The sequence below is a fragment of the Streptomyces cyaneochromogenes genome, assembly GCF_003963535.1.
Lineage (GTDB): Bacteria > Actinomycetota > Actinomycetes > Streptomycetales > Streptomycetaceae > Streptomyces > Streptomyces shaanxiensis.
In genome coordinates this window covers 7,457,509-7,476,778 of sequence record NZ_CP034539.1, presented here as the reverse complement: position 1 = coordinate 7,476,778, position 19,270 = coordinate 7,457,509, and the positions used below count along the sequence as shown (strand labels likewise).

17 protein-coding genes are annotated in these 19,270 nt (G+C 70.4%); 8 read left to right on the top strand and 9 right to left on the bottom strand.

Annotation, left to right across the window (positions count from 1 at the left end; all coding sequences use genetic code 11):
• Positions 1-162: 162 nt before the first annotated feature.
• Complete coding sequence (locus EJ357_RS34170; protein WP_126395552.1) at positions 163-1,371, top strand: trypsin-like serine peptidase; 1,209 nt, start codon at positions 163-165, stop codon at positions 1,369-1,371.
• 83 nt (positions 1,372-1,454) lie between these two features.
• Here EJ357_RS34170 and hflX read toward each other — a convergent pair whose 3' ends face one another.
• From hflX to miaA, 6 genes are all read right to left on the bottom strand, one after another.
• Entirely contained in the window at positions 1,455-2,948 is a 1,494-nt protein-coding gene (hflX, locus tag EJ357_RS34165) for a GTPase HflX (protein WP_126395551.1), read from the bottom strand.
• 191 nt (positions 2,949-3,139) lie between these two features.
• Positions 3,140-4,834, bottom strand: coding sequence for a M1 family metallopeptidase (locus EJ357_RS34160; RefSeq protein ID WP_126395550.1), 1,695 nt, complete (start codon positions 4,832-4,834; stop codon positions 3,140-3,142).
• A 223-nt stretch (positions 4,835-5,057) separates the two neighbouring features.
• Complete coding sequence (locus EJ357_RS34155) at positions 5,058-7,391, bottom strand: RelA/SpoT family protein (protein WP_126395549.1); 2,334 nt, start codon at positions 7,389-7,391, stop codon at positions 5,058-5,060.
• 298 nt (positions 7,392-7,689) lie between these two features.
• Positions 7,690-8,559, bottom strand: a complete 870-nt coding sequence (gene dapF, locus EJ357_RS34150) for a diaminopimelate epimerase (protein ID WP_126395548.1) — start codon at positions 8,557-8,559, stop codon at positions 7,690-7,692.
• Between the two features lie 94 nt (positions 8,560-8,653).
• A complete protein-coding gene (locus EJ357_RS34145) occupies positions 8,654-9,157 on the bottom strand; it encodes a hypothetical protein (protein ID WP_126400396.1) in 504 nt (167 codons plus the stop codon).
• A gap of 108 nt (positions 9,158-9,265) precedes the next feature.
• A complete protein-coding gene (gene miaA / locus EJ357_RS34140; RefSeq protein ID WP_126395547.1) occupies positions 9,266-10,204 on the bottom strand; it encodes a tRNA (adenosine(37)-N6)-dimethylallyltransferase MiaA in 939 nt (312 codons plus the stop codon).
• A gap of 182 nt (positions 10,205-10,386) precedes the next feature.
• Here miaA and EJ357_RS34135 point away from each other — a divergent pair, with 182 nt between their 5' ends.
• The gene (locus EJ357_RS34135) at positions 10,387-10,656 is read left to right on the top strand and encodes a hypothetical protein (RefSeq protein WP_126395546.1); all 270 of its coding nucleotides are present in this window, start codon (positions 10,387-10,389) and stop codon (positions 10,654-10,656) included.
• A gap of 24 nt (positions 10,657-10,680) precedes the next feature.
• Positions 10,681-10,950: an antitoxin gene (locus EJ357_RS34130; RefSeq protein ID WP_126395545.1), complete on the top strand. Its 270-nt coding sequence runs from the start codon at positions 10,681-10,683 to the stop codon at positions 10,948-10,950.
• A gap of 93 nt (positions 10,951-11,043) precedes the next feature.
• On the opposite strand, the gene EJ357_RS34125 is transcribed toward EJ357_RS34130, so the two are convergent.
• The 3 genes from EJ357_RS34125 to EJ357_RS34115 form a co-directional block, all read right to left on the bottom strand.
• Positions 11,044-11,799 carry a class III extradiol dioxygenase subunit B-like domain-containing protein gene (locus EJ357_RS34125; RefSeq protein ID WP_126395544.1) on the bottom strand — a complete coding sequence of 252 codons (756 nt, stop codon included), beginning with the start codon at positions 11,797-11,799 and terminating at the stop codon, positions 11,044-11,046.
• Positions 11,800-11,950: 151 nt separating this feature from the next.
• A complete protein-coding gene (miaB, locus tag EJ357_RS34120) occupies positions 11,951-13,477 on the bottom strand; it encodes a tRNA (N6-isopentenyl adenosine(37)-C2)-methylthiotransferase MiaB (RefSeq protein WP_126395543.1) in 1,527 nt (508 codons plus the stop codon).
• Positions 13,478-13,588: 111 nt separating this feature from the next.
• Positions 13,589-14,422, bottom strand: coding sequence for an SDR family NAD(P)-dependent oxidoreductase (locus EJ357_RS34115; protein ID WP_126395542.1), 834 nt, complete (start codon positions 14,420-14,422; stop codon positions 13,589-13,591).
• 409 nt (positions 14,423-14,831) lie between these two features.
• On the opposite strand from EJ357_RS34115, the gene EJ357_RS34110 reads away from it, so the two are divergent.
• Genes EJ357_RS34110 through EJ357_RS34090 form a run of 5 tightly spaced genes read left to right on the top strand, consistent with a single transcriptional unit; the run spans position 14,832 to position 19,221 of the window.
• Positions 14,832-16,052 carry an ATP-binding protein gene (locus EJ357_RS34110; RefSeq protein ID WP_228472698.1) on the top strand — a complete coding sequence of 407 codons (1,221 nt, stop codon included), beginning with the start codon at positions 14,832-14,834 and terminating at the stop codon, positions 16,050-16,052.
• 20 nt (positions 16,053-16,072) lie between these two features.
• Positions 16,073-16,900 (top strand): roadblock/LC7 domain-containing protein, encoded by an 828-nt coding sequence (locus tag EJ357_RS34105; RefSeq protein WP_126400392.1) that lies wholly within the window; start codon positions 16,073-16,075, stop codon positions 16,898-16,900.
• Entirely contained in the window at positions 16,893-17,276 is a 384-nt protein-coding gene (locus EJ357_RS34100; protein ID WP_126395540.1) for a DUF742 domain-containing protein, read from the top strand. The genes EJ357_RS34105 and EJ357_RS34100 overlap by 8 nt, the downstream gene beginning before the upstream one ends.
• Before the next feature lie 3 nt (positions 17,277-17,279).
• Complete coding sequence (locus EJ357_RS34095; RefSeq protein ID WP_126395539.1) at positions 17,280-17,840, top strand: GTP-binding protein; 561 nt, start codon at positions 17,280-17,282, stop codon at positions 17,838-17,840.
• A 10-nt stretch (positions 17,841-17,850) separates the two neighbouring features.
• Positions 17,851-19,221: a cytochrome P450 family protein gene (locus EJ357_RS34090; protein ID WP_126395538.1), complete on the top strand. Its 1,371-nt coding sequence runs from the start codon at positions 17,851-17,853 to the stop codon at positions 19,219-19,221.
• Positions 19,222-19,270 lie beyond the last annotated feature (49 nt).

Here is a 19,270-nt window from a genome sequence, read left to right as displayed (position 1 = left end):
GGGGAGAAACCTTCACCGCCTCGCCGCCGTTCGCCCTCAACTCCACGGGCATAGTGGGATGTCGCGTTCGAAGGGTCGGCACTGGAGCCTGCACGCCCTTCGTCACCTGCGCATGACACCAGGCATGACAACAAGGCACGTTCCAACGGGGGTTACCGCACCATGCGTTCCACACGTACGCCCGCAGCTCCACGCCGCAGGCGGCGCTCCGTCCTCACCGCCACCGGGCTCGTCGCCGCCCTGGCCCTGACCGCGACCGCCTGTGGCGGCTCGGCGCAGGACATCGCGAGCGACAAGGCCGACGCGACCGCGTCCCAGGCCGCCGACGGCCTCGACGGCAAGATCCAGATCCCGGCCGACATCAAGGACAAGCTCAAAGAACACGGCATCGATGTCGACAAGTGGAAGGACGGCGCCTGGAAGAACTGGGACAAGGACAAGTGGCTCAGCGAGGCCAAGGACTTCGTCAACCCGGTGATCGAGGGTCTGTGGAAGCCTGAGCGGATGCAGTCCGCGCAGGAGGCCAACAAGACGGTCACCACGCAGGACACCGCGGCCGACCAGGGCGTGAGCGACCCGGAGCCGGCGCCCGTCGAGGCCACGGCGGAGAAGACGCCGTACCACGAGAACGCGGCCCCCGTCGGCAAGGTCTTCTTCGACTCCCCCGACGGACCGGCAGTGTGCTCCGGGACGGTCATCAAGGACGTCAACCACCCCGGCAGGTCCAACCTCGTCTGGACCGCCGGCCACTGCGTGCACGCCGGTGGCAGCGGCGGCTGGTACCGCAACATCGTCTTCGCGCCTGCCTACAACGACCTCGGCCAGTCCGCGGCGCAGCTGCGCAACGCGAACGCGTCGGAGGTCGCCCCGTACGGCAACTGGTGGGCCGACTGGGTCTCGACCTCGAACGAGTGGATCCAGGGCGGCTCGGAGACGGGCGGCGCGGGTGCCACGTACGACTACGCCGTGCTGCATGTGAAGCCGGAGCAGGGCTCCAAGTCGCTCGAGGAGACGGTCGGCGCCGCGCTCGACGTGGACTTCTCGGCCCCGGCGGCGACCGAGGTCGCCACGATGGGCGCCTGGGGCTACCCGGCTGCGCCGCCGTACAGCGGACTGCAGATGTTCAGGTGCCTCGACCGGCCGGGTCGCCTCTCGCTGAGCCCGACCCTGCCGACGATGTACCGCATCGGCTGCACCATGACCGGCGGTTCGTCGGGCGGTGGCTGGTTCCGGGTGGTGGACGGCGAGACCAAGCTGGTGTCGAACACGTCCATCGGCCCGGAGGACAACACCTGGCTCGCGGGCCCGCAGTTGGGGGCGAAGGCCGAGGCGCTGTACCAGAACATGAGCAAGACGTACGGCGGTCGGTGACACGCGCGGACTGACACATGCGGAAGGCCCGCTCCCTGTGACAGGGGGCGGGCCTTCACCGGTTCTACGGCAGCTCCGAAGGCTCAGACGGTGGGCGCCGGAAGGTACGGCGCGAGATCCGCCGCCAGTTCCTCGTGCACCCGCGCCTTGAGCAGGGTGCCCTCCGGGGTGTGCTCCTCGGAGATCACCTCGCCCTCGGTGTGGGCGCGGGCGACCAGCTTGCCGTGCGTGTACGGCACGAGCGCCTCGATCTCGACCGACGGGCGCGGCAGCTCGTTGTCGATCAGCGCGAGCAGCTCGTCGATGCCCTGGCCGGTCCGGGCCGAGACCGCGATGGAACGCTTCTCGATCCGCATCAGCCGCTGAAGCATCAGCGGATCGGCCGCGTCGGCCTTGTTGATCACGACGATCTCGGGTACGTCGGTGGCGCCGACGTCCCTGATCACCTCGCGTACGGCGGCCAGCTGCTCGTCCGGGTTCGGGTGCGAGCCGTCCACCACGTGGAGGATCAGGTCGGACTCGCCGACCTCCTCCATGGTGGAACGGAACGCCTCGACCAGGTGGTGCGGCAGATGCCGCACGAAACCGACCGTGTCGGCCAGCGTGTACAGCCTTCCGCCCGGGGTCTCGGCCCGGCGCACGGTCGGGTCGAGGGTCGCGAACAGGGCGTTCTCGACCAGCACGCCCGCGCCCGTGAGGCGGTTGAGCAGGGAGGACTTGCCGGCGTTGGTGTAGCCTGCGATCGCGACCGACGGCACCTTGTGGCGCTTGCGCTCCTGGCGCTTGATCTCGCGGCCGGTCTTCATCTCCGCGATCTCCCGGCGCATCTTCGCCATCTTCTCGCGGATCCGGCGCCGGTCCGTCTCGATCTTGGTCTCACCGGGACCACGGGTGGCGAGGCCGCCGCCCTTGCCGCCGCCCATCTGACGGGACAGCGACTGACCCCAGCCTCGCAGCCTCGGCAGCATGTACTGCATCTGCGCGAGCGCGACCTGCGCCTTGCCCTCTCGGGACTTGGCGTGCTGGGCGAAGATGTCGAGGATCAGGGCCGTACGGTCGATGACCTTGACCTTGACGACGTCTTCCAGGTGGATGAGCTGGCCGGGACTGAGCTCACCGTCGCAGATGACAGTGTCCGCGCCCGACTCGAGCACGATGTCCCGCAGCTCTTCGGCCTTGCCGGAGCCGATGTAGGTGGCCGCGTCGGGCTTGTCGCGGCGCTGGATCACGCCGTCGAGCACCAGGGCGCCGGCGGTCTCCGCGAGGGCGGCGAGCTCGGCCAGCGAGTTCTCCGCGTCCTGCACGGTCCCCGAGGTCCAGACACCGACGAGCACGACCCGCTCCAGACGGAGCTGGCGGTACTCGACCTCGGTGACGTCCTCGAGCTCGGTGGAGAGGCCCGCCACGCGGCGCAGAGCCGCGCGCTCGGAGCGGTCGAACTGGTCGCCGTCCCGCTCTCCGTCGATCTCGTGGCTCCAGGCGACGTCCTCTTCCATCAGGGCATCGGCCCGAAGACCTTCGGCGTAGCTGTGCGCGAAGTGCTGACTGTCCTGGGAAAAGGAAGAAGAGGAGGTCATTGGGTCCTTACGTCTATGGGAATCCGTTTGCGCCGACGGCGGCAGTGACGCCGGCGCTTCGGAACGTGTCCGTAGCGCCCGGGAACTGATCCGTCACTGCTCCCAACGCACGAGTGCCCCGGGAGATTCCCGTGTCCCGTGCCGCGCCGACCTGAAAATGGTCGCACGGCACGGGACGTCTCGTCACCGCCTTATTTCGCGCTCCTCGCGACCTTCCCGGCCGTCGTGGTCTTCGCGGGCTCCGTGGTCCTGCCCGTCCGCCCGCTCTTCCCCGTCTTCACGGTCTTCCCCGTCTTGCCGGCCCTGGCAGCTTTCCCGGCCTTCGCAGCTTTCCCGGCCTTCGCAGCGGCCGCGGCCTTCCCGCCCCTCGCGGGCTGCTTCTCGGGGTCCGCGGCCTTCCATTCCGGCTGACCGGGCATCGGCGGGGTCTTCTCCCCGTACAGCCACGCCTGCATGAACCCGTCGAGGTGGCGTCCGGAGATCTCCTCCGCGAGCGCGATGAAGTCGGCCGTGGAAGCGGAACCGTCCTGGTGACGGCTGACCCACTCGCGTTCCAGGTTCTCGAAGGCCGTACGGCCGATCTCCTGGCGGAGTGCGTACAGGACCAGGGCCGCGCCGTCGTAGACGTTCGGCCGGAAGATGCCGTTCTTCTTGCCGGCCTCGGGCTTCTTGGGAGCCGCGGGTGGTCCGCCTGCCGCGCGCCAGCGGTCGGATGCGGCGTACGCGGCCTTCATCCGCGCCTCCACCGGCTTACCCGCCTTCTCCGCCGCGTACAGGGCCTCATACCAGGTGGCGTGCCCCTCGCTGAGCCACAGGTCGGACCAGGTACGCGGACTGACGCTGTCGCCGAACCACTGGTGCGCCAGCTCGTGCACCATGATCGACTCGACGTACCACTTGGGGAACGTGGTCCCGGTGAAGAGTTCTCTCTCGAAGAGAGACAGCGTCTGGGTCTCCAGCTCGAAGCCGGTGGCGGCATCGGCCATGAGCAGGCCGTACGTCTCGAAGGGGTACCGGCCGATCTTGCCCTCCATCCAGGAGATCTGCCCGGCGGTCTTCTCCAGCCACGGTTCGAGCCGTTCACGGTGCTCGGTGGGCACGACGTCCCGGATGGGGAGTCCGTGCGGGCCGGTGCGGTGCAACACCGTGGAGCGGCCGATGGAGACCTGGGCGAGCTCTGTGGCCATGGGATGCCCGGTGCGGTACGTCCAGGTCGTCGTCTTGCCCGAGCGGTCCACGTCGGTCCGCAGGCCGTTGGCGACGGCGGTGTAGCCGTTGGGCGCGGTGACCCGGATGGTGAACATCGCCTTGTCGGAAGGGTGGTCGTTGCACGGGAACACCACGTGGGCGGCGTCGGCCTGGTTGGCCATCGCGAGGCCGTCGGAGGTCCGTAGCCAGCCGCCCTCGTGCTCCTTGCCGTACACGGGGTTGCTGCTGTGCCGCACGGTGATCCGCGTCCAGCTGCCGTCGGGCAGCGGGTTCTCGGGCGTGACCACGAGGTCCTCGCCCGCGCTGGTGAACGACGCGGGCTCCCCGTCGACCTCGACGGACTCGACCTTGCCGTGGGCGAAGTCCAGATTGATGCGGTCGAGGTCCGTGGTCGTCCAGGCGTCGATTTTGGTGACGGCCTGGAGGGGCTTGGTGTTGGTGCCCGGATAAGTGAAAGAGAGGTCGTACGACGCCACGTCGTAGCCGGGGTTGCCCAGGTGGGGGTAGAGGCGGTCGCCGACACCCAGAGGCCTGGCCGGGGCACTCGCGGCGAGGAGACAGGTGGAGACGGCCACGGCGAGCAGCGCGGGCATTCTGAGGCGCCGGGTGGATCGGGGACGGGGGTGAGGGGCGCCAGGGACTGGTCGCCGAGCCTCGTTGCGGGGGGTGAGCAGCATGGACCACGGCTATCAGCGCGCGCGTGCGGGGCGTCGACGACGCGCGATCGGCACACTCGAACGGGTATGTCAGGTGGGTGCAGGGTTTGGGGAGCCGCGAGGCGGGCCAGGCCGGCCCCTGCCGACGGAGGACGTCATCCTCACCGACCCGTACGACCCGGTGCACCGGACGATGCCCGCGCACCCACCCCCGCACCAATCCACCCGGCGCGAACCCTTCCCCTCACGCCCCCTGCGTCTGCGGCTGCGCCCTGCTCACGTCGTACACGCCCGCCACGTTCCGCATCGCCCGCATCAGTCCCGGGAGCTGTGCCGCGTCCGGGAGTTGGACCGTGTACGTGTGGCGCACGCGCTGCTGGCTGGGGGGCTCGACCGTCGCCGAGACGATCTCCGCGCCCTGCAGGGCCATCGCCTCCGTGAGGTCCGCCAGCAGATGCGGGCGAACGAACGATTCGGCGACCAGGGTGACCCGGCATTCGGTGGTGTCCCCCCAGCGCACGCCGACCTCCGGGCGCCCCGCGCTCTTCATCCTCGCCACCGCGGCGCACTCCACGCGGTGGACGGTCACCACTCCCCCGCGCACGGCGAACCCGACGGCCTCGTCGGGCGGTACGGGCGTGCAGCAGCCGGCGAGGCGTACGGTCGCGCCGGGGCGGTCGACGAGGACGCTGGCGGCGGTGGGGCGAACAGCCGCCCCTTCAGCGACCCGGCGGACATCAGGTCCCTCGACGCCCCGTCGGACGTCCGGTGCTCCCGCCGCTCGTCGGGTATCCGGCCCCTCGCCGGCGGGACTGCTGTCCGCGCCCTCCACAGTCGGCCGGGCACCCTCTGCCTCCTCCGCGACGGCCTTCCGGCTCGGGGATGCGTCCACCGAGGACCGGAACAGCGATCCGTCCACCGTGGGCCGGAACGGCACCACTCCGGCTCCCTCGCCCCCAGGGGTGTCACCTTGCGGCGGATGGGCGGCCAGCCACCGCTGGATGGCGATGCGGGCCGCGGCCGTGTGGGCGTGCTCCAGCCACTCCCTGGAGGGCTCCGAGGCCGGGTCCTGGCCCATGAGGAGCTGGACTGTGTCGCCGTCCCGCAGAACCGTGCTGAGGGTCGCCAGGCGGCCGTTCACGCGGGCGCCGATGCACGCGTGCGCGTCCTCGCCGTACTGCGCGTACGCGGCGTCCACACAGGTCGCGCCCTCGGGCAGCCCCAGGGTGCCGCCATCGGGGCGGAAGACGGTGATCTCGCGGTCCTGGGCGAGGTCCTCGCGCAGGGTGGACCAGAAGGTGTCCGGGTCGGGTGCGCCCTCCTGCCAGTCCAGGAGGCGGGACAGCCAGCCGGGGCGTGTGGGGTCCGCGCGCTCGCCGTCGCTCGAAGCGGTCTGCTCCTCCGCGGGAGGAGCGTAGGGATTGCCGAGCGCGACGACACCGGCCTCGGCGACCTTGTGCATCTGGTGGGTACGGATGAGGACTTCGGCGACCTGGCCGTCCTCGCGGGCGACGGCGGTGTGCAGCGACTGGTACAGGTTGAACTTGGGGACCGCGATGAAGTCCTTGAACTCCGAGACGACGGGCGTCATACAGGTGTGGAGTTCGCCCAGGACGCCGTAACAGTCCGCGTCCTCGTGCACCAGCACCAGCAGTCGTCCGAAGTCGGCGCCACGCAGCCGCCCCCGCTTACGGGACACGCGGTGCACTGAGACGAAGTGGCGTGGCCGGATGAGGACTTCGGCCTGGATGTCGGCCTCGCGCAGGACCGTGCGCATCTCGTCGGCCATCACTGCGAGCGGGTCGTCCGCGCGCGAGGCGTTGTCGACGATCAACTCCCGTGTGTGCTCGTACTCCTCGGGATGCAGGATCGCGAAGACCAGGTCTTCCAGTTCGGTCTTGAGCGCCTGGACGCCGAGTCGCTCGGCGAGCGGGATGAGGACGTCGCGGGTCACCTTGGCGATGCGGGCCTGTTTCTCGGGGCGCATCACGCCGAGGGTGCGCATGTTGTGCAGCCGGTCGGCGAGTTTGATCGACATCACGCGGACGTCGTTGCCGGTGGCGACGAGCATTTTGCGGAAGGTCTCGGGCTCGGCGGCGGCGCCGTAGTCGACCTTCTCCAGCTTCGTCACACCGTCGACGAGGAAGCGGACCTCCTCCCCGAACTGCTCCCGCACCTGATCCAGCGTCACATCGGTGTCCTCGACGGTGTCGTGCAGCAAAGAGGCCGTCAGGGTCGTGGTCTCGGCGCCGAGTTCGGCGAGGATCAGGGTCACGGCGAGCGGGTGCGTGATGTACGGCTCGCCGCTCTTGCGCATCTGGCCGCGGTGCGAGGACTCGGCCAGCACATAGGCGCGGCGCAGCGGTTCGAGGTCGGCGTCGGGGTGGTGGGCGCGATGTGCGTCGACGACATGGCTGATCGCGTCCGGCAGCCGGTCGCGTGAGGCCGGGCCGAGCAGCGCGGCCCGGCCGAGGCGGCGCAGATCGATCCGGGCACGGGCCTTCCTGCGGGGTACGGCAGGCGTCGCAGGGCCTGCTACCGGGCCTGGCGTCGCGGGGTTCGTGGCCTCCGCACTCATGGGCACCTCCGGCTGCGTGGACCGGCGGACGGGGTGCCCCATGGCGGACACGGCACAGGGGATGGCGACTTCATCCCCGTCCGGGCCGGTGCTTGATGCTACCGAGCCCATCACGTGCGGCTGACCGCCTCTCGCCGAGCGTGAAACGGATCACCCATTCGAGCGAGGGTTTGCAGGTTTACGGTTTCGCGCCATGCAACGAACCGGAGTTGGCGATTCCGAACGCGCCCGGGGCACCGACGGCCGCACTCTCAGGCCGTGAGCCGCCCCAGGCTGTGATGCCAAGCCACGGAGCCGTTCAGAGAGCGAGCGTTTCCAGCCACTGGGCGTCGATCTCGCCCTCGGCCACGATCACCGCGGGGCCGGTCATCTCGATCTCGCCGTCGGGCCGCTCGGTGATCACCAGAGTGCCGCCGGGCACATCGACGGTGTACGTCGCCGGGGCACCGGTCGCCGCCGGGTCGGCCCCGTCCCGCCGCGCGGCGGCCACGGCGACGGCACACGCGCCCGTGCCGCACGACCGGGTCTCGCCGGCACCGCGCTCGTGGACGCGCAGCGCGACGTGCCGCGGGCCCCGGTCGACCACGAACTCGACGTTGACCCCGTCCGGGTAGGCCGAGGCCGGGCTGAACGGCGGCGGGGAGTACAGATCACCGGCGTGCGCGAGGTCGTCCACGAAGGCCACGGCGTGCGGATTGCCCATGTTCACGTTGCGAGCGGGCCAGCTGCGCTCGCCGACGCTGACCGTGACGTCCCCTTCGGGCAGCCGCGCCTTGCCCATGCCGACCGTGACGTCACCGTCCTTGGCGATGTGCACGGTCTTCACGCCACCGCGCGTGGCGACCGCGAGGTCACCCTCAGTGACGTACCCGGCGTGCTGGAGGTAGCGCGCGAACACCCGCACGCCGTTCCCGCACATCTCCGCGATCGAGCCGTCGCCGTTGCGGTAGTCCATGAACCACTCGGCGTCGCCCGCCATGTCCCGCGCCTCGGGGTGCTCCGCGGACCGCACCACGTGCAGCAGTCCGTCACCACCGATGCCCGCGCGGCGGTCGCACAGGGCGGCGACGGCGGCCGGGGGCAGGTCGATGACGTTCTCCGGGTCCGGGACGATCACGAAGTCGTTCTCGGTGCCGTGACCCTTGAGGAAGGCGATCCGCGTGCTCATTCCTCGATCGTAAGGGGTCGGTACGACACCCCATGCGCGTGCGGGGCGCCGCCAAGCGTGCGGGGGGCTACGGCGGCCCACGCGCGCGTGAAGGTCAGCGCAGTCGCGCCACGCGCCACACGGCCAGCACGACCACCGCGGCGACGACCAGGGCGTAGGCCAGTACGACCCGCCAGTCCGCTCTGCGCCCGGAACCCCGCTGGGGCAGTCCGGGCCAGGTGTAGCCCACGCGGCGGGCGGCCATCATGCCCCAGCCGGCCGCGCAGGAGCAGATCAGGAGCCCCAGCATGGCGATCACGGCCCCGCTGTCGCCGAAGTCGAAGGCCAGGGGGAACGCGAACATCAGGGAGCCGACCGCGGCCAGGGTCACGATGGGTGCGAGCTGCCAGATACGCAGTCGCCGCTGCGGGCGCAGCTCGACCTCGACCTCCGGTCCGCTCGCGTACATCTCCTCGGGCTCCGGGCCGTCGTCGGTGACGCCGCCTTCCGCCTCGTCGAGCCCGTCGGGGCTCAGACGGTCGCCGTCCTGCTCCCGCTCACCCCGGTCGGAGGTGACGTTCTCGGTGTCTTGTGCGGTGTCGCGAGGGCCGGCCTCCATCGCCACGCGCCCTCCCAACTCGGACTCCACTTGGTCGATCGAAGCTCGATGATGGCATGGCGTCGGAGGCCGCGATGACGGCCGGAGCGTCCCGATGCCATCACGTGATCAGGCTGTAACCGGTCGTTCGACCAACGCCAGTGCGAGCTGCGGAAGTTCTGTGAGGTCCGCCGCAGCCCCACTCAGCCAGTGCACCCGCGGGTCGCGTCTGAACCATGAATCCTGACGGCGCGCGAAGCGCTTGGTGGCACGTACGGTCTCGGCCCGCGCTTCTTCGAGGGTGCACTCCCCGGCGAGCGCCGCGAGCACCTGCTGGTAGCCGAGCGCACGCGAGGCCGTACGCCCTTCGCGCAACCCCTGCGCCTCCAGCGCGCGGACCTCGTCGACGAGCCCGGCGTCCCACATCCGGTCGACCCGGCGCGCGATGCGCTCGTCCAGTTCGGGGCGTGCCACATCGACGCCGATCTGGATCGTGTCGTAGATCGAGTCGTGCCCCGGGAGGTTGGCGGTGAAGGGCTTGCCGGTGATCTCGATCACCTCGAGGGCCCGGACGATACGGCGGCCGTTGCTCGGCAGGATCGCCTGCCCCGCCTCGGGGTCGGCGGCGGCCAGGCGGGCGTGCAGAGCACCCGAGCCGCGCAGCGCGAGCTCCTCCTCCAGCCGGGCCCTGACCTCGGGGTCGGTGCCGGGAAACTCGAGGTTGTCGACAGCGCCACGGACGTAGAGCCCCGAGCCGCCGACGAGAATCGGCCAGCGCCCCTCGGCGAGCAGTGTGTCGATCCGCTCCCGCGCGAGCCGCTGGTACTCGGCGACCGATGCGGTGACCGTCACGTCCCAGACGTCCAGCAGGTGGTGCTGGACGCCGGCGCGTTCCTCGGGCGTCAGCTTGGCGGTGCCGATGTCCATCCCGCGATAGAGCTGCATGGAGTCGGCGTTGACGACCTCACCGCCGAGCCGCCGGGCGAGGAATACGCCCAGATCGGACTTTCCGGCCGCGGTGGGTCCGACGACGGCGATGACACGGGGGGTGGAAGGCGCACTGCTCACCGCCCCAGTCTCGCAAACCTCAAGGGGTGGACTCGAACGAGTTAGGTGACGCCACGCGCGCGGCGTCGTTGCCAGTTGCGAGGTTTCCGCCGCCGGTTTCACGGAGGCGGCGACCCGGGGGCGCGAACGGACGCACCGGACGACGCGGGATTTCGCCCGCACGAGTAACGTATGGAGTGGATATGGGCGTTTTTGCACGACTTCTTCGGCGGTCGAAGGCCACGGAGGAGGCGTCAACCGCCGAGGTACAGGCCGACACACCAACGGCCGAGCCCGCGGCGGAGGAGGCCGCAGAAGCGAAGGGGTCCACCGAGACCAAGGCCGAGGACGCGGCCCAGCCGGCCGCGGCGCAGTCCACCGAAGCCGACGGCGACGACGGTGTCGAGATCCCCAAGCAGCAGTCCTCCGACGAGGCGGCCGACAGCGAGGCCGGTGAGGGCGCCCGCACGTAACTGCCCCGCGCGGGAAGGTGAACGATGGGTCTTCTGGACAATTTGAAATCCAAACTCGGCCCGGCCAAGGGCAAGGTCTCCGACTTCGCGCACCGGCACGAGGACACGGTCCAGCACGGTCTCGACAAGGCCGCGAAGGTCGTCGACAAGAGGACCAAGGGCAAGTACAGCGAGAAGATCCATACGGGCACGGGCAAGGCCAAGGGCGCCGTGGACCGACTCACGCACAAGGGCCACGACAGGGCGACCGGAAGCAGCACGCCGCCTGCGGACTCACCCCCGCCGACGACCTGAACGGCACATCGCCGGACGGCCGCGGAGCTTGACTGCTCCCGGCCGTCCGCCGTTTGACCGGCGTGCCCCACCGGCGGCTTCGGTCGGCGTGCCCTACGACCAGGTCGCGACCAGGTATCCCACCCCGTACGGCGCGTCGTCGTACAGCAAGGTTCCGGATAGCCCCGCCTGCTCGGCGGCGCCCGCGAGGATCTGCCAGGGCGCTCGGCCCGAGGCCTTCAGGTCACGCGCGAGCTCGATGTCCAGCGACTTGAGCGCCGCCACGTCCGCCTTGCCCAGCGCACGCGCGACGGACGCGTCGAACGGCTCCGCCCGCTCGTCGAGGTAGCCGGGTGCCTTGAGCGTGCGGCAGGCGCTGGCGTCGCCCATCACCAGCAGCGCCACCCGCTCGGCCCGGGCGGCGATGTCCCTTCCGATATCAGTACACCGCTCGGCCGCCAGAGGTTCCCCCACCGCGAGTCCCTCGATCGGTGCGTCCGCCCATCCGGTCCGCTCCAGCAGCCACGCGGCGACGGCGAGCGAGGACGGCAGCGGTCGACGCGACGACTCCGGGGCCGTCGCCCCGTCACCGGCACGCCCCAGCCGTACGTCGACGTCCACGCCGAACCCCCGGAACGACCCCCGCGCCCCCTCGGCGTACGCCCCGTGCCCGTTCCCCTCTTCGGAGACCCCGCGCCCGCTCTCCCCGGCGGGCCCCACAACGACGAGTCGGTCCGGCCGGGCGGCCGCGAGCACGCCGAGCGCGTCCGTGCAGGCGGCACGTGCGGCGGCCAGCTCGGGTGCGGCGCCCGCGGCGAGCTCGGGCACGAGGAGGGGCGGGCAGGGGCAGACTGCGGCGGCGACAAGCATGATCGGGAGCCTACGTCTCCTCGCCCCTACGCGTCCGCGCCCCACCCGCGCTCGGCGAGGCAGTACCGCAGGCGGCAGGTGCCGGCCGGAGCCTGTGCAGGCACTCCTCGGTGATCACCCAATGGGCCATGCGGCCCCCCTTGGTGTTCGATCAGTCGACGGCGCAGCCCCCGGTGGCCAGCGGCAGCGGCTCCGGCACGCCCACCTTGGGCAGGCCGAGCATCACACCGGCCGGCTTGGCGGCCTCGGCGGCGTTGCGCTTCTCCCAGGCGTCACCCGCGCGCGTGCGGCGCACGTCGAGGACAGGGCCCTCGGCGAGCAGGTGGTGCGGGGCGGCGTACGTGACCTCGACGGTGACCACGTCGCCGGGGCGGACCTCCTGGTCCGGCTTGGTGAAGTGGACGAGGCGGTTGTCGGCGGCGCGGCCGGACAGACGGTGGGTGGTGTCGTCCTTGCGACCCTCGCCCTCGGCGACCATCAGCTCGAGCGTGCGGCCGACCTGTTTCTTGTTCTCCTCCCAGGAGATCTCCTCCTGGAGGGCGACGAGACGCTCGTAGCGAGCCTGGACGACCTGCTTGGGGATCTGGTTGTCCATGGTGGCCGCCGGAGTGCCGGGGCGCTTGGAGTACTGGAAGGTGAAGGCCTGGGCGAACCGGGCCTCGCGGACCACGTGCAGGGTCTGCTCGAAGTCCTCCTCGGTCTCGCCGGGGAAGCCCACGATGATGTCGGTGGTGATCGCGGCGTGCGGGATGGCGGCGCGGACCTTCTCGATGATCCCGAGGTAGCGCTCCTGGCGGTAGGAGCGGCGCATCGCCTTCAGGACGGTGTCCGAGCCGGACTGGAGCGGCATGTGCAGCTGTGGCATCACGTTCGGCGTCTCGGCCATGGCGGCGATGACGTCGTCGGTGAAGTCGCGCGGGTGCGGGGAGGTGAAGCGGACACGCTCCAGGCCTTCGATGTTCCCGCAGGCCCGCAGCAGTTTGCTGAACGCCTCGCGGTCGCCGATGTCGGAGCCGTACGCGTTGACGTTCTGGCCGAGCAGCGTGATCTCGGAGACGCCCTCGGCGACCAGGGCCTCGACCTCGGCGAGGATGTCGCCGGGGCGGCGGTCCTTCTCCTTGCCGCGCAGGGCGGGGACGATACAGAAGGTGCAGGTGTTGTTGCAGCCGACGGAGATCGACACCCAGGCCGCGTAGGCGCTCTCGCGCCGGGTCGGCAGCGTCGAGGGGAACGCCTCCAGCGACTCGGCGATCTCGACCTGCGCCTCCTCCTGCACGCGCGCGCGTTCCAGCAGGACGGGCAGCTTGCCGATGTTGTGCGTGCCGAAGACGACGTCGACCCAGGGCGCCCGCTTCACGATGGTGTCGCGGTCCTTCTGCGCGAGGCAGCCACCGACGGCGATCTGCATGCCCGGGCGCTTCGTCTTCATCGGGGCGAGGTGGCCGAGGTTGCCGTACAGCTTGTTGTCGGCGTTCTCGCGGACCGCGCAGGTGTTGAAGACGACGACGTCGGCGTCGCCGTTCGAGCCCTCGGGGGCGCGTACGTAACCGGCCTCTTCGAGCAGCCCGGACAATCGCTCGGAATCGTGGACGTTCATCTGGCACCCGTAGGTGCGGATCTCGTAGCTCTTAGATGATCGAACGTCCACTGCCGGGCTCCGGTCGCTGCTGGTGGTCATGAGTCAAGGGTAGGTGGTCCCCGGAGATGCCAGACCCGAGGTCCGCCGGACCGCAGGGCCCCCGGAGGAACCCGTGGAGCACCACACCGTCGGACCCCGGCCGCCCCCTGCTCATCGAGGGGTGTCGGAGCCGTCGCCGCCACGCGGCGCGATGTGGAAGTCGAAGGCGAGCGTTCCGGGGTCGAGGGCGGTCGCCCCGCCGTCGACGGTGAGCACCGCGCCGTTGACGTACGACGCCGCCGGGGACAGCAGCCAGCCGATCGCTTCGGCGATCTCACGCGGCTCGCCCGGCCGCCCCATGGGCAGCAACCGGGTCGCCTCCTCGTAGGCGCCCTCCACGCCCCCACCGGCCAGGTCCGTCTCCTCGGCGAAACGCGCCATGCGCCGATCCGCCATCTCGCTCCGGACCCAGCTGGGGCACACGACGTTGGCGCGCACCCCCTGACGCCCGTAATCGACGGCGACGGAACGGCAGAGCTGGAGCAGGGCCGCCTTGGAGGTGGCGTACGGGGCGTTGCTCGTGCCGTTGCGCAGCGCGGACACCGAAGCGACGCCGACGACCGCGCCTCTGCTCTCCAGCAGGTGCGGGACCGCCGCGCGCAGCAGGAGCAGCGGACCGGTGACATTGGTGCGCATCACCTCGTCCCAGTCCGCCAACGACAGGTCGCCGACGGCTCCACCCCGCCCGATGCCCGCGTTCAGCACCAGCCCGTCGAGCCGCCCGTACGCGGCCAGAGCCGCCTGGACGAGACCCTCGGCCGCTGCGGGATCACCCACGTCGGAGGGATGGGCCAGAGCGCCGGTCTCCCGCTCCACGCGCCGCAGCGGCTCGGCCCGCCGTCCGGAGACGACCACACGGTGACCCTCCTCGCGCAGCAGCCGGGCCGTGGCCTCCCCGATGCCCGTACCTCCGCCGGTCACGACGACAACCCGCTTGTCCGACACCGTAGTCGGGCCCCCTCACCAAGATCACCGAGCGTGCGTCCGAGTCTAGGATCAGCTGGCCGTCCACGGCCACCGAACGGCCGGCGCCCCGGCGGGGAGTGCGGACCTCGGCGACACAGGGCCCGTGCGAGGTCGGGGCCGGGCTCGCGGCGTTCTGTCCGCCTTCACCAACCCCTTTTGAACAAAGGTCTGTTGACCGTGTGAAGAGCGCTAGTAAGCGGTCTCTGCAGGGTTACTTGAAGCTGATAACATTCCGCCGTCTGCGACCTTGATCATCTTTTCTCAGGTGCTCACCTGACATCGGCGTGCGCTTCACGCCGGCATTCATGCAGTCCCCTCGTGACGGGTCGCGGATCCTCGCGATGCGTATCCGTCGACGCCTGCATGCCACGCGCCGGGAAAGGTTTCCATGACTCAAGACGCGCTTCTCTGGTGCCTGGTTGCGATAGTGGCGACAGCCACCGCCGCGGTCGTGGCTTTCGCTCTCCGCAACAGAGCCCTCGAGGTGAGAAAGCGGGAAGCCGAAGCCGCTCTGGGGCAGCGGCTGAGTTACACCGAAACCGAGCTCAGCCGTGTGCGGGGCGAACTGCAAAGGCTCCGGGACGAGCAGGACGGTGCCATCCGTGAGGCCGAACGAACGGCCGAGGAGAGCACCAAGGCGGTCCTCAAGGGCGCCGCCCGCTTCCTGCAGAGCCTCGCGGCCGAGCAGACGAACCTGCTGGACGAGATCCAGCGCACCTACGGCGGGCACGCCGTCCTCACCGACCTGATGGACGTCAACCACGCCAATGCGCAGATGGCGCGGAAGGCCCAGGGCATCGCGGTCATGTGCGGTGCGCCCCTCGGCCGCCGCAACCAGCCTGCCAGCGTCTACGACGTCGTCCGCAGCGCCCAGAGCCAGATCCGCAACTTCCACCGCGTCGAGATCATGCAGCCGAGCGGCATCGCGCTCAAGGCGTCCGCCGTGGCGCCGGTCGCCCTGGCCGTCGCCGAACTGCTCGACAACGCCGCCAGTTTCTCCCAGGCGGACGCACCGATTGAAGTGACGTTCCAGCGGGTCCAGAAGAACCTGTGCATCGTCATCGACGACGCCGGCGTGAGCATGAGCGACGAGGACCGCCAGAAGGCGACCGCGCTGCTCTCCGGCGAGGCCGTGCCGCGGCTGTCCCAGCTGGGCACCCAGCCGAAGTTCGGTTTCCCCGTCATAGGCCTGATCGCCCGCCAGTACGGCTTCAAGGTGGATGTCACCGGAGTCTCCCGGTACGGCGGCGTCCGTGCCGTCGTCCTGCTGCCCGAGGAGCTGTGGACCATGGAGGAGACCCCGCCGCAGGCCACCGAGGCAGCGGCGCCGGTGAGCGGCATCCGACGGGTCGACGCCCGCGAACAGGGCGACGCCCGTACGATGCACGGCCTGCCGAAGCGTGGCGCCCGCAAGTCGCCCATTGTCGGTGTCCCGTCCGGCGGGGGCACCGCCGGCGGAAGTGCCCTTGGCGGCAACGCCCTTGGCGGCGAGCAGAAGCCCAGAAGAGCTCCTCGTGGCTCCGGCGGAGGCCTCGGGGCTTTCCAGCGCGGCACGCTGACGGGCCGTGACCTCGACGCCCCGACGCCGGAAGGGTCCGAAGACGGATGACTACTACAGACATGTCGTGGATGGTCCAGGACATCGTGGACAACGTCCCCCGGGCACGGCACGCCGTGGTGCTGTCCGCCGACGGGATCACCCGCGGGGCGACGAACGGCCTGGCCCCCGAGGACGTGCGGACCATCTCCGCGGCCATGGCCGGCATGCAGTCACTGAGCCGGGCCACAGCTCACTTCGCCGGGCCCTCGCAGGACCGGCAGTGGAGCCAGACGATCATCGAGTTCGCACACGGCTGGGTGTTCCTGATCGGCGCCGGGCAGGGCGCCTACCTGGCCGCCGCCGCGGAATCCGATGTCGACATGCAGCAGATCTCCTTCCGGATGCACCGGCTGGTCGCCCGGCTGGGCAACAACCTCACCGCAGCGCCGCGGGTGAACGCCGGTGACCCCGCCCGCACGGGACGCGATACGTCGGTGCGCGACGAAGGGGCGGGCACTGCGGGGTTCGCCCTCGCCGAACTGGACGAGGCGATCGCCTCCGTGCACGGCGCGCGGCACGCCCTGCTGCTCGGAGCGGACGGTCTGCCCCGCGGTGCGAGCGCGGGGATCGGCCGGGACCTGGCCGACACGATCTCGGCGGCCATGACCGGCATCCACGCCTACAGCCGTGCCACGGCGCCCTTCGCGAGCGGGCTGCAGGACGACGAGTGGCGGCAGACGGTCATCGAGTTCCAGCACGGCTGGATCTTTCTCATCGCGGCCGGCGAAGGCGCCTTCCTGGCGGCGGCCGCGGAACCGGACTGCGACATCGAGGAGTTCACCAGCAGTCTGAGCGACGTGATACCCACGCTCACCGCGCGGCAGGTGCCGCAGGGAGGGGTGTTCGGCGATGCATGACGAACCGGACAGCGAGCTGGAGCTGACGTCCGCGTTAGTCCCGCTCTTCGTCATCGCGAAGGGACGTGCGCTGCCCGCGGAGCACGAGTACGAGCACACCACGCTCGTCACCGCCCAGGAGGGCACGTCGGCCGCGGCCCGCACCCTGACCCCCGAAGGCCGCGCGGTCATGGAGCTGATCACCGACGGCTTCCTGTCCGTTGCCGAGGTGTCCGGCCACACGCGGCTGCCGCTCGGGATCGTGCGCATCCTGCTGGCGCAGCTGGCCGAGGACGGCCTGATCTTCGTGAGGAATCCGGTGCCGCACCACCAACGTGCCGACCGGGAACTGCTCACCGCCGTGCTCGACGGCCTGAAGACCCGATTCGGAGCGTAAGCCGTGTACCTGGATCCAGCCGTCTCGCGCTCCGTGAAGGTCCTGGTCGTGGGCCACTTCGCGGTCGGCAAGACGACCTTCATCGGAAGCATCTCCGAGATCGAGCCCCTGCAGACCGAGGAAGAGATCACCGAGGCCAGCGAGGGCCTCGACGACCTCTCGGAGACGCCGGACAAGACGACCACGACAGTGGCCATGGACTTCGGGCGCCTGACCCTCAGCGACACCCTGGTCCTCTACCTCTTCGGAACTCCGGGACAGGAACGCTTCAAGGAGATGTGGCAGGGCCTGTCCCGGGGTGCGCTGGGTGCCCTGGTCCTGGTGGACCCCGAGCGGCTGCACGAGAGCTTTCCCGTCCTGGATCTGGTCGAGCAGTTCGGCCTGGCCTATGCCATCGGCGTCAACCGCTTCGACGGCACCCCCGACTACCCACTCGACGAGGTGCGCGAGGCCCTCAACCTCTCCGAGGACACCCCCATCGTCCACTGCGACGTCCGTGACGAGAACTCCTCGGCCAAGTCACTCATCACCCTCGTGAAACACCTCATGTCCACACTCGGCTAGGAGCCACGGCATGCAACAGCACTCCGCCAGGACCGGGGCACCCGCCGGCTGCCCCGCTCACGGCAACATCCAGCTGTACGGACCCGAATTCGGCTCGGACCCCGAGCGCCACTACGCCCACCTGCGCTCGCTCGGACCCAGTGCCCCGGTCGACATCGCACCGGACGTCCAGGTCGAGCTGGTGACCAGCTACGACGCGAGCCTGCACATCCTGCAGAACCCCACCCTGTTCGTGCGGGACTCACGCCGCTGGAACGCGCTGAACGAGGGGCGTGTGCCCGCGGACAGCCCGGCTCTGCCCATGATGGGTTACCGCCCCAACGCGCTGTTCAGCGACGGAGCGGCACACGCCCGGCTGCGGCAGGCGGTCACGGACAGCCTCGCCACCCTCGACGAAGCCCGGCTCGTGCGTCTGACCCAGCAGTCGGCCGACTATCTGATCAGCCGTTTCGGCGCCGAACCCCTCGGCCAGGCCGAGCTGGTCTCCGCCTACGCCCAGCCGCTGCCCCTCCTGGTCTTCAGCGACCTGTTCGGCTGCCCGCCCGAGATCGGCGACCGCGTCATCGTCGGGATCAGCGGCATCTTCGAGGGCACGCCCGGTGCCGACGAGATACTCGGCGGTGCGCTCGCCGAGCTGATCGCCCTCAAGCGCCACCAGCCCGGCGAGGACCTCACCACCCGCCTGATGGTGCACTCCGCCCGGTTGTCCGACGAGGAGGTGCTGCACCAGCTCGTGACCCTGCTCTCCGGCGGCACGGCACCCCTGACCGCCGCGATCGGCACCAGCAGCGCGCTGTATCTCAGCGACGACTGGCCGGCCGGCCTGCCGGTCGAGGAAGCGCTGGTGAAGACCCTGTGGAACTATGCGCCGATCGCCAACTACGCGGCCCATTACCCCACCCAGGACGTCGAGTTGAACGGCCGGACGCTCCGGGCCAACGACCCGGTCGTGATCTCCTTCGCGGCGGCCAACACCGACCCCAAGCTGACCGCACACCGCGAACAGCTCAGCGCCAAGGCCCATCTGGCCTTCGGTGCCGGCCCTCACTCGTGCCCGGCCAAGGACCCCGCGTTCATGCTCGTGTCCACGGCGGTGGAGTCCCTGCTCAACCGGCTGCCCGACGTCGAACTGCGCGTCCCGTTCAAGGACCTCGCCTGGGCTCCGACGCCGTGGAGCCGCTCCTTGGTGACGATTCCCGTCCGGTTCACCCCGCGCACCGTGGCCTCGGCCCAGGCCGCCCAGCCCGCGCCACCGCGCTCCGCCCAGTCGGCGCCCCCTGCCTCGCCCCAGGGGTACGCGGCGCCGCGGTCGGCCCAGCACGCGGCGCAGCACAAGGGTGGGCTGTTCAGCCGCTTCCGCGCATGGGTGAGAGGGGAGTGACGCAGGTAACCCTGTGAGGACACAGTGTTAGTGGATGTTTCAATTACCC